Here is a 9,950-nt window from a genome sequence, read left to right as displayed (position 1 = left end):
CGATCATGTCGAAGGGTTTCGCTGCCATGTCGTCCTCCAATGAAAGTAGTTTGGTATTAAACTAGTTTCAGCCATCCCGCAATGGCGCGCTTTCCCCGCCGGAAGGCATCCGCCGGCCGCGCCGCCGTTCTCATCGCGTGAAAGGCTGACACCGGGGACCGGATGTGGCAATCGCAAAAGGCGCCGGCATAAAAGGCAGGGCGACGAAAGGCGCAGACAAGGAGCCAAGATCAGGCTTTCGGGGCCCCGTCCTTCGGGGAGGCATCCTGCGCCCCGACCGCGGAGGGGGGTGCGGACTGGGCCAGAGACGGGGCGGAAGACTGAGAAAGGGCATCGCCGGCCCCTTCGGCCTTGGCGTCGAGCGCCCCCCCCACGGCCAGAGCCGAAGCCGAGGGAGAGATTACCGCGAAGCTGTTCGGATAGGCACCGGCGCGGTTCGGCAACAGCCAGATCCGATAGGCCGCATAGGCGGCGATGGCGCCGAACATCAGCGCAAGATACAGGAAGAACCCCCAGGGGCCGACGAAGCTCATCAGCCAGCCGGTGATGAACGGGCCGACGAAGGCGCCGACGCCGTTGACGAACAGCAGCCCAGCCGAGCCCGCCGCCATGTCGTCGCGGTCGAGGTAGTCGTTCAGATAGGCGATCAGCAGCGAGTAAAGCGGGTTCGCCACGCCCCCGGCGATGGCGGCGAGGATCGACAGCCAGACGAAACCGGGCTGCACCGCGAAGGCCACCACCATCGCCAGCGCACCGATGCCCGACACCACCGCGGTGATCCGGCGCCGGTCCATCCGGTCCGAAATCCAGCCGATCGGGTATTGCGCGATCAGCCCGCCCACATACATCGCGCCGATGAAGATCGAGACCTCGCGCACGCTCAGCCCGGCCTGATTTCCCCACACGCCGGCCATGCCGAACAGCGCCGAGAACACGCCTCCGAGCAGCAGCATCGAAATCACACTCAGCGGCGACAAACGATAAAGATTGATAAAATTCAGTCTCTTGACCTCGGAGAATGCCGGCGCCGGCTGGGCCGAAAGCAGGATGGGCGTGAACGACAGCGACACCAGGATCGAAGACAGAGCGAACAGCATGAAGCCCTCGGGGCTCGCCACGTTCATCAGCGCCTGCGAGGCGATGATGCCGATCATCTGCGCGATCATGTAGGCCGACAGCGCCTGACCGCGCATCTCGTTGCTGTTCGAGGCGTTGAACCAGCTTTCCGCGGTGATGTAGACACCCGAGAAGCTGAACCCGATCAGCACCCGCATCGCCGACCAGGCGATCCAGTTCGGCAAGACCGCATAGCCCACCATCACCGCCGCGACCATCGCGCCGAGAGCGGCGAACACCCGCACATGGCCGACCCGGCGGATCATCGTCGGCACCAGCTGCGAGCCGAGCAGAAAGCCCACGTAATAGCCCGACATCACGAAGGACATCTCGAAGGTGCCGAAGCCTTCGGCACCGCCGCGGTAACTCAGCAACGGGCCCTGAATGCCGTTGCCCAGCATCAGCAACACGATCCCCAGAAGCAGCGGCCACGAGGTGCGCAGGACAGTCAGCATCGAAAACTCCGAAAAGGCAGGAAGAACCGGGGGACCGGGATGGCCGAGAGTAGGCGGGATCGGCGCGCGCGCCTAGTCCCGTGCGCGCGGCCCGGGGATCAGCAGCGAGGAGTCGCCGTAGGAGAAGAACCGATAGCCGGTCTCGACCGCATGGGCATAGATACGCCGGATGCGCTCGGTTCCCATCAGCGCCGAGACCAGCATCACCAGAGTCGATTTCGGCAGGTGGAAGTTGGTCATCAGCGCATCGGTCATCCGGAAGCGATAGCCCGGGTAGATGAATATGTCGGTGGTGCCACGGAACGGACGCATCGTGCCGTCCTCGGCGGCGGCACTCTCGATCAGGCGCAGCGCGGTGGTGCCGACGGGGATGATCCGGCCACCCGCGGCGCGGGTGGCGTTCATCTCGGCCGCGGCCTGTTCGGTCACCTCGCCCCATTCAGAGTGCATGTGGTGCTTTTCCACATCGTCGACCTTGACCGGCAGGAAGGTGCCGGCGCCGACATGCAGCGTCACCTCGGTGAACTCGACGCCCTTCGCGTGGATCGCCTCCAGCAGTTCGCGGGTGAAATGCAGGCTCGCGGTGGGGGCTGCGACGGCGCCCGAATGGCGGGCGAAGACGGTCTGATAATCGGTCTTGTCGGCCTCGTCGGGGGCACGCAGCGCGGCGATGTAGGGCGGCAGCGGCATCGCGCCCGCGGCATTCAGCGCGGCGTCGAAATCCGGCCCGGTCAGGTTGAACTTCAGGCGCAGCTGCGCCTCGGCGATCTCGGTCACCTCGGCCGAAAGCGTGTCCGAGAACACCACCGTCTCGCCGGGCTTCAGCTTGCGCAAGGGCTTCGCCAGCGCCGACCAGCTGCCATCCGCGCCGGGTTCCAGCAGCGTCACCTCGATCTTCGCGCTGACCTCGCCCTGCCCGGTCGCACGGGTGCGGGTGCCGGTAAGGCGTGCCGGGATCACCTTGGTATTGTTCAGGATCAGCCGGTCGCCCGGCTGGAAGATGTCGACCAGATCATAGACATGGCGGTCGGTGATCCGGTCGCCCTCGGCCAGCAGCAGACGCGCCGCGGTCCGCGGCCGGGCCGGCCGGGTGGCGATCAGCCCTTCCGGCAGGTGAAAGTCGAAATCTTCAAGTTTCATCCGTGTATCCTCGTTGTCGCCGGCCGTCCCGTCCCGCCTCATTCCACCGGAAGCGGCTGCGGGCGGGCGCGGAACAGATCGCGCAGCCGGCCCGGCGCCAGCATCGACAGCGGGTTGACGGAGACCTCGGGCGCCGTCGCGGTGCCGTGCAGCCGGTAGGTCATGCCCAGAAGGCCCTCGCCATTGCGCGAGACCAGCTGGCCGATCGCGTTGATGAAGTAGAACGGCGACACCACGCCCTCCAGATCGAGCTGCCCGGTCTTCGGCAAGATGTTGCCCGAAACGGTCACCGCCATGGCGGCGCCCTGGGCCGCGGCCCTTGTGATGCTCACCCCGTCGGGCGTCAAGCGAAAGGCGCCGTCGACCGAACCGAAAACGATCCCCTCGCCGTTGAGCTGACCGAGAAGCCCCACCCCCGAGGCCGCCGACAACACCGAGGCCAGCACCGGCGCATCGGTCAGCCTCAGGTCGTTGATGTGGATCTCGCCATCGAAACTCTTGTGGCCGGCGGGAGAGAGCGTCATCTCCATCCGCCCGCCCGCGGCGCGGTCGGTGATCCCGGCCGAGGCGGCGATCCAGCCGGCATCGGTTCCGGTCAGCCGCACCGCGGTGCGCCCGTTCGCCGCCGGGCCGATCTGGCCCGCGACCGGGGCGCCATCGTTGATCTGGCCGCTGAAATCGCCCGCGATCCCGCCTTGCGTGGTGAACCGGCCGCGCATCCGGGTCAAGGCGATCTGATCGCTGACCCGCACCGCATCGAGCCGCCCCGAGATCCGCACCCCTGCGGCAGCGGCTTTCGTCTTCGCGTCCATGCCCTGTCCGGCTGCCCCCGGATGCTCGGGCAGCTTGCGCAGATCGAGAACCCCGCCCGCGACCGTCACGTCCGGCGCACGCCCCGCGCCATGCCCGGTCAGGGTAATCGCGCCGCGAAACCATTCGCCGATCCGCAGCTTCGGGAACTGCGCGCTCTTCATTCCGCCCTCGCCGAGGCTGAGCGCCCCCGTGGCACTCAGCCCCGGCGCGTTCAGCACCAGCTTGTCGACGGTGGGAGGCTTGCCGAGGGCACCGTCCACCGTCAGCTCGCCCGCGGCAGGGGCGGGCTTCGTCCAGCCGATCTCCGGCAGCGCCAGCTCAAGCCCCTTCAGATCGGTGGTGAAATCATAGCTTCCCCGCTCGCCCGGCAGCAGATCGAGCGCGAGCCGGCCCCACCCCTCGCCCGCGACCATCCCCGCCGGCAGCCGGATGCCCAGCCGGTCCAGCCCCTCGGGGGTGACGCGCGCATAGCCCTCGACGCGGGAATGACCCTTCTCCTCGGGGGCGAAGCGCTGGCTCCAGGTGCCATCGAACGCCACCCCATCGAGCGCCCCGGGCCCGCCGATGGTCATGCCCTCGCGATCGGCCTTCAGCCGCAATTCGGCAGAGGTCAGCACCTTGCCCGGCACCAGCCGGTCCGAGCTGACATCGTGCAGCACTCCATCGACATGGTAATCGACATCCTTCGGGTCGATCTTCTTCTCCAGCAGGAAGGACAGGTCGGTGCGCGCCTCGGCGGTGCCGGTGGCAAGATCGGGCGTCTTGCCGGCCTTCTTCATGAATTCGAACGGCGGCTGATCCAGCACCGACAGCGCCGCCGGGATCGAGGAGCGCGTCATCAGCCGGATATCGGCGCGCGCGGGCTTCTCGCGGATGTCGGGCACCACGATCTGGCTGTCCGAAACGTCGACCGCGCCGCCCTCGGGCGCGTCGATCACGCCGGTTTCCACCTTAAGCGCATGGCTGTTGTCGAAGATCGTGGCAAAGCCGCGCCCGTCGCGCACCGGCGGCAGGGTGCGCAGAAGCGTCGCCTGCGTGTCGCGGAACTCGTAGCCCAGCTCGAACCGCGGCTCGGTGCCCGGCGCCAGACGGATTGCGGCACGCACGTTGTGCAGCTCGCCCGTGGCGATGTTCTCGTCGACCCAGGCCCGCGTCGGCGGCACCAGTGCAGCCGGCCACAGCGCCATCAGATCGCGCCGTCCGATCCGGTCGATGCCGGCATCGAACGCGATCCGCCAGCCCTGTTCGCCCGCCGACACCGCGCCCTTTCCCGAGATCCGCGTCCGGTCGTCGAGCAGCTGCATCTGCCCGATGTCGACGCGGAACGGCTCGGTGCGCAAGCGCATGTCCACCACCCCGAGCGAGAACCGCGCCGGGCGCTCGAACACGCCCTCGGGGTCGACCTGCAGATCGGTCAGCCGCAGCTGCCCCACCCCGCCCGTCGGCAGCCCCGAGGCGAAATCGTGCAGATACATCTCGCCCGAGGCGGCAAAGCGCAGTGCCCGCGAGGCGACGCGGGCGTCGCTCATCTCGACCCTCTGGCGCTCGGGGTCATAGCTGAGGTGCAGCGTGGCGGACTCGAAGGGAACGGGCGTCGCCCCTCTGGCCGGGCTGAACACGCCCGCGCCCACCGAAAGCGTCGCCTCCATCCGGCGCAGCTGACCCTGAGCGTCGATCCCCGTGCCGAGCGAGCCCGAGATCGGTGCGTCGATCAGACCGAGCATCGCCAGCGCCGGCGACTGCATCGCCAGATCGCCCGAAGGCACATTGGTCACATCCGCGCGGAACTCGGCCTCGGGTCCGTGCTTCGAGGTCGCGGCCGCCAGCGCCACACGGGCCGGCGCGCCGCCCTGCGCGCCGATGTTCATCCCGAGATTGAGCGCGATCCGGTCGGCGTCCTGGCTCAGCTCGAACCCGCCGCCCGAAACCTGCCACACCTTGTCGAGCCGCGCATCGTCGAGCCGGATGCGCAGGTTTTCGGCACTGACCCCCTCCAGCGCCGCCAGTGCCGGGGTGGCGAAGACCTGCTCGATCGCCTCGGTCACATGGCCGACATTGCGCAGATCGAAGCCCTGAAAGCCGCCGCCTGCGCCAAGGTCGATGTCGAGGCTGCCATCGGGCAACCGGCGCAGCGCCACCGACGCCCCGTCGAGACGCAACCGGCGCGGCACCAGGCGGCCGCGGATCAGCGGTTCGGGCCAGAAGCTCGCTCCGATCTCGGGCAGCACGGCGATGGACTGGCCCGACGGCTGGAGCACCCGCACGGTGCGCAGCTCGATGCGGGGCACGAATCCCGCGTCGATCACCAGTTCGGCCCCGCCCGCGATGCCCACCGCCAGCCGCCCGTCCAGCGCGGCATTCACCCGCGCCTCGATCTGGCCGGTGATCCAGCGCGGCACCGGCACCGGGACATGGCCGAGAGCGACATAGGCCACAGCCACCGACAGTGCCGAGAACGGCAGCCCGAGCAGCACGGACAGCAGCATCCCGGCACGGCGCCGCCGGCGCCCCGCCGGGCGTTGCCCCGGCTGCCAGCCGGTCCCCGCCGCGCCCTGTTCGTCCATTCCCACTCTGCTCCTGCGCACACCCCCAATTGCCGGACCCGGGCCGGGCAAAGGCAACGAACGGGGTGTCATCGCCCGTGTTAGAACCTACATGAAGGACAGAGACAAGCGCCTCCGGATCACACATCCGGATCAAACAGGAGTTTCCCATGCCACAGACCGGCGATCCCGCCCCCGACTTCACCCTGCCCGCGACCGCCCCGGACGGAAGCGGCGCGAGCGCACCCCTGACGCTCTCGGCGCTGCGCCCGAAGCCGGTGGTGCTGTATTTCTACCCGAAGGACGACACCCCCGGCTGCACCACCGAGGCGCTCGACTTCACCCGCCTCGCGGCACAGTTCCAGGCCGCCGGCGCCATGATCGTCGGGATTTCGCGCGATACGCTCGCCAAACACCAGAAGTTCTGCGACAAACACCGGCTCGGGATCGCGCTGGCCTCGGACGAGGATGGCGCGGTCTGCGAGGCCTATGGCGTCTGGGTGGAAAAGACGATGTATGGCCGCACCTCGATGGGGATCCGGCGTTCGACCTTCCTGATCGACGGCAAGGGCGAGATCGTGCAGGTCTGGCCGAAGGTCTCGGTCAAGGGCCATGCCGAAGAGGTGCTCGAAGCGGTGCGCGCCCTCGGCTGAGGCGCGCCCCGCCCGCCTCGCCCGCCCCGCCCGGTCCGCCCCGCAGCCGCGGAGGCGCCGGCCCGTTTCAGCCCATCGCGGGCCTTCGATCGGCAAGATGCCGCCCGCGACCGCCTCCCCTCGACGGGAAAGCGGTTGCGGCCCCGGCCCCGGGCTTGCTATGCACGCCCCGCCCGGACAACCCGCCCCCCTTCCCCCATGGCGGCCCCGGCGACAGAGGATATCCGCGCGTGCACAGACGACTTCTGGTCAGCATCAACCGACGGCTCGAGCACTGGCTGCCCGAGCAGCGGTTCTTCATGAAGTCCGACAACACCACCCGTTACGTGCGGCTGCGCCCGCTGACACAGCTCACCGCGCTCGGGGCGGCGGGGTTCTGCTTCGTATGGGCGGTGGGGGCAAGCTCGGTGCTGTTCATCAGCTCGATCTCCTCGGGCTCCTCGCGCGAGCAGGCGGCGCTGGCGCAGACCGCGTTCGAGCAGCGCCTGATCGACCTCGCGCGCGAACGCGACAGCCGCGCCGCCGAGGCGCTGGCCGCGCAAAAGCGGTTCCAGGTCGCGCTCGATCAGGTCTCGGCGATGCAGTCGCAGCTTATGGCCTCGGAAGAGCGCCGCCGCGAGGTCGAAACCGGCATCGACGCGATCCAGACGACGCTGCGCCGCGCCGTGGCCGAACGCGATGCGGCGCGCCATGCGCTCGATGTGGCGCGCGGCGTGGGCAGCGGTCAAAGCCTCGCGGCCAAGGCCGACGACATGGGCGGCACGGTCGACATGCTGACCTCCGCGCTCGACGCGACGGCAGCCGAGCGCGACGCGGCGCGCCAGGATGCCGACAGCGCACGCCAGCAGGCCGATCAGGCGGCGCTCGAAAAGCGGCTGATCGAGCAGCACACCAACCAGATCTTCACCACCATCGAGGGCGCGGTAAAGATCTCGATGGAACCGCTCGACAGCATGTTCCGCAAGGCCGGGGTCAATCCGAAGAGCATCCTCGATCAGGTGCGCAAGGGATATTCGGGGGTTGGCGGCCCTCTGTCGCAGGTCACGCTGTCGTCGCAAAGCGCGTCGCTGTTCGCCAATGACGACGCCCGCGCGCAGGGCATCCTCGATCAGCTCGACCGGATGAACATGTATCGCATCGCGGTCGACAAGCTGCCCTTCGCGATCCCGCTGAACGGCGGCTACCGCTTCACCTCGCCCTTCGGCTATCGCTGGGGGCGTCTCCATGCCGGGATCGACCTCGCCGGCCCGATCGGCATGGACGTTCATGCCCCCGCCGACGGCACCGTCGTCGAAGCCGGATGGGAGAACGGCTATGGCCAGATGATCCGGATCCAGCACGATTACGGCATCTCGACGGTATACGGGCATCTGTCGAGAATCCTGGTGCACGAAGGGCAAAAGGTGTCGCGCGGCGACCTGATTGGTGATAGTGGCGACTCCGGACGGTCCACCGGACCGCATCTGCACTACGAAATCCGCGTTGGCGACACCCCGATCAACCCGATGACCTTCATCAAGGCGGCACAAGATGTTTTCTAAAAGCAAGATCCACGAGCCCGGTCCCAAGGTGGCCCCGGAAACCCCGAAATACGAGGCGCCCGCCGCCCCGGCCTCTGAATTCGGCGCCGCGTCCGCGCCGCGCGCGAAGCCGCCGGCCTCGGTGCTGTCGTCCGACCTGACCATCGTCGGCAACGTCAAGACCACCGGCGACATCCAGGTCGAGGGCGTGATCGAAGGCGACATCCGCGCCCATCTGCTGACCGTGGGCGAATCCGCCACGATCCGCGGCGAGCTGGTGGCCGATGACATCATCATCAACGGCCGCGTCGTGGGCCGGGTGCGCGGCCTGAAGGTGCGCCTGACCGCCACCGCGCGGGTCGAGGGCGACATCATCCACAAGACCATCGCCATCGAGAGCGGCGCGCATTTCGAGGGCTCGGTGCAGCGTCAGGAAGACCCGCTCGCAGGCGGCCCGACGCCGAAGCTCGCCCCGCCCGAGCCCAAGACCGAGGCCTGAGCGCTCCCGGCGCCGGCCCGATGCCTGAAAATCGCCGGTCGGGGGTGTCCATAGGGCACCCCCGATTGCGTTTCCGGCATCTGTATTTCTGGCGGCTGCCTTCGGGATCCATGGCCGGAAACGGCTGATGAGCCGGATTGCGCCGTGCAGGGAGCTGGTCTTAACCATTCAGCAAGTAAAGCTATGGACCGAAGGCGCGAAGCCGTTTACCCCTTGGAAATATGGCGAAGCGCGCCCGGATGCCTGCTCTGGCGGCCCGAAATCCGCCATTTTCCCGCCGTATATGGCCGATACACGCAAACCAGAGACTTTAAGACTGAGACTTAGAAACTTCGCACCAGTCAGGGATCAGTATCGTGGGCACGTATTCGTTCAGCTTTTTCACTCCGGGCGCCATCGCTTTCAGCAACAGCGCGCACAAACCCACGAACTGGGGCAGGACTGGAAACACGAGCGGTGAAACGACAAGTGGCGACCCGGGCGGCGGCAGCTGGTCGAACGTCGGCAGTTCACATTTCACCATCACCTACAGCACCAGCTCGCTGACCACGGTCACGATGACCGACAGCAACTTCCTGCTGCAAGACGACCGGGCGAACCAGCTGGTCACCACCACCTCGAACAGCAGCGTCGTTGCCACTGGCACGAACCTCGAGGACGAATACGAGATCACCGTGCGCGACGGCGCTGGCACTACCTACCGCATGGTCGCGATCAGCAACGCCAGCGGCAACATCATCGGATACACCTTCGACGGCACCTGGCCGACCTCGGGAACCCGGCTCTATTACGTCAGCAACTCGGCTAGCGACCTGCAGTCGATGACCTTCCCCTGCTTTGCCGGCGGCACCCGCATCGCCACAGCGCGCGGCGAGGTGGCGATCAAGGATCTGGCCGAGGGCGATCTGGTGCTGACCCGCGATCACGGGCCGCAGCCGCTGCGCTGGATCGGCTCCACCGAGGTATCTCAGCTGCGTCTGGTCAAACAGCCCAAGCTGCGCCCGATCCGCATCGCGGCCGGCGCGCTCGGCTTTGACAGCGAGGGCGCGGCGCTGCCGCATCGCGATCTGACCGTTTCGCCGCAGCACCGGATCCTTGTGCGTTCGAAGATCGCCGAGAAGATGTTCGGCGAATCCGAGGTCCTGGTCCCCGCCAGACAGCTTCTGCAGCTTCCCGGCGTCGATATCGCCGAGGAGGTTCAGCCGGTCGTT

At 67.7% G+C, this 9,950-nt stretch carries 7 protein-coding genes; 4 read left to right on the top strand and 3 right to left on the bottom strand.

The window, feature by feature from the left end; genetic code table 11:
* Positions 1–230 precede the first annotated feature (230 nt).
* The 3 genes from CG50_RS06690 to CG50_RS06680 form a co-directional block, all read right to left on the bottom strand.
* Positions 231–1,571: an MFS transporter gene (locus tag CG50_RS06690; protein WP_051909646.1), complete on the bottom strand. Its 1,341-nt coding sequence runs from the start codon at positions 1,569–1,571 to the stop codon at positions 231–233.
* 72 nt (positions 1,572–1,643) lie between these two features.
* Positions 1,644–2,711: a tRNA preQ1(34) S-adenosylmethionine ribosyltransferase-isomerase QueA gene (gene queA, locus CG50_RS06685; RefSeq protein WP_036636369.1), complete on the bottom strand. Its 1,068-nt coding sequence runs from the start codon at positions 2,709–2,711 to the stop codon at positions 1,644–1,646.
* Between the two features lie 38 nt (positions 2,712–2,749).
* A complete protein-coding gene (locus tag CG50_RS06680) occupies positions 2,750–6,088 on the bottom strand; it encodes an AsmA-like C-terminal region-containing protein (RefSeq protein WP_036636367.1) in 3,339 nt (1,112 codons plus the stop codon).
* Positions 6,089–6,237: 149 nt separating this feature from the next.
* Between CG50_RS06680 and CG50_RS06675 the strand changes: the two genes are divergently transcribed.
* The 4 genes from CG50_RS06675 to CG50_RS17420 all read left to right on the top strand — a co-directional run.
* Positions 6,238–6,720 (top strand): peroxiredoxin, encoded by a 483-nt coding sequence (locus CG50_RS06675; RefSeq protein WP_036636365.1) that lies wholly within the window; start codon positions 6,238–6,240, stop codon positions 6,718–6,720.
* Positions 6,721–6,950: 230 nt separating this feature from the next.
* Positions 6,951–8,261 (top strand): M23 family metallopeptidase, encoded by a 1,311-nt coding sequence (locus tag CG50_RS06670; RefSeq protein ID WP_036636364.1) that lies wholly within the window; start codon positions 6,951–6,953, stop codon positions 8,259–8,261.
* A complete protein-coding gene (locus CG50_RS06665) occupies positions 8,251–8,739 on the top strand; it encodes a bactofilin family protein (protein WP_036636362.1) in 489 nt (162 codons plus the stop codon). Before CG50_RS06670 ends, CG50_RS06665 begins: the two co-directional genes overlap by 11 nt.
* Positions 8,740–9,095: 356 nt before the next feature.
* Positions 9,096–9,950, top strand: an 855-nt coding sequence (locus CG50_RS17420; RefSeq protein WP_051909644.1) for a Hint domain-containing protein, incomplete at its 3' end; no start/stop codon positions are given.

The organism is Paenirhodobacter enshiensis, assembly GCF_000740785.1.
GTDB lineage: Bacteria > Pseudomonadota > Alphaproteobacteria > Rhodobacterales > Rhodobacteraceae > Rhodobacter > Rhodobacter enshiensis.
The sequence above is the reverse complement of the archived record's forward strand: the minus strand, read 5'-3'. Positions and strand labels throughout refer to the sequence as shown.

Coding starts and splice junctions, on each gene's coding strand:
- CG50_RS06690 (WP_051909646.1), bottom strand. CDS start 1,571: ATGCTGACTGTCCTGCGCACCTCGTGGCCGCTGCTTCTGGGGATCGTG.
- queA (WP_036636369.1), bottom strand. CDS start 2,711: ATGAAACTTGAAGATTTCGACTTTCACCTGCCGGAAGGGCTGATCGCC.
- CG50_RS06680 (WP_036636367.1), bottom strand. CDS start 6,088: ATGGACGAACAGGGCGCGGCGGGGACCGGCTGGCAGCCGGGGCAACGC.
- CG50_RS06675 (WP_036636365.1), top strand. CDS start 6,238: ATGCCACAGACCGGCGATCCCGCCCCCGACTTCACCCTGCCCGCGACC.
- CG50_RS06665 (WP_036636362.1), top strand. CDS start 8,251: ATGTTTTCTAAAAGCAAGATCCACGAGCCCGGTCCCAAGGTGGCCCCG.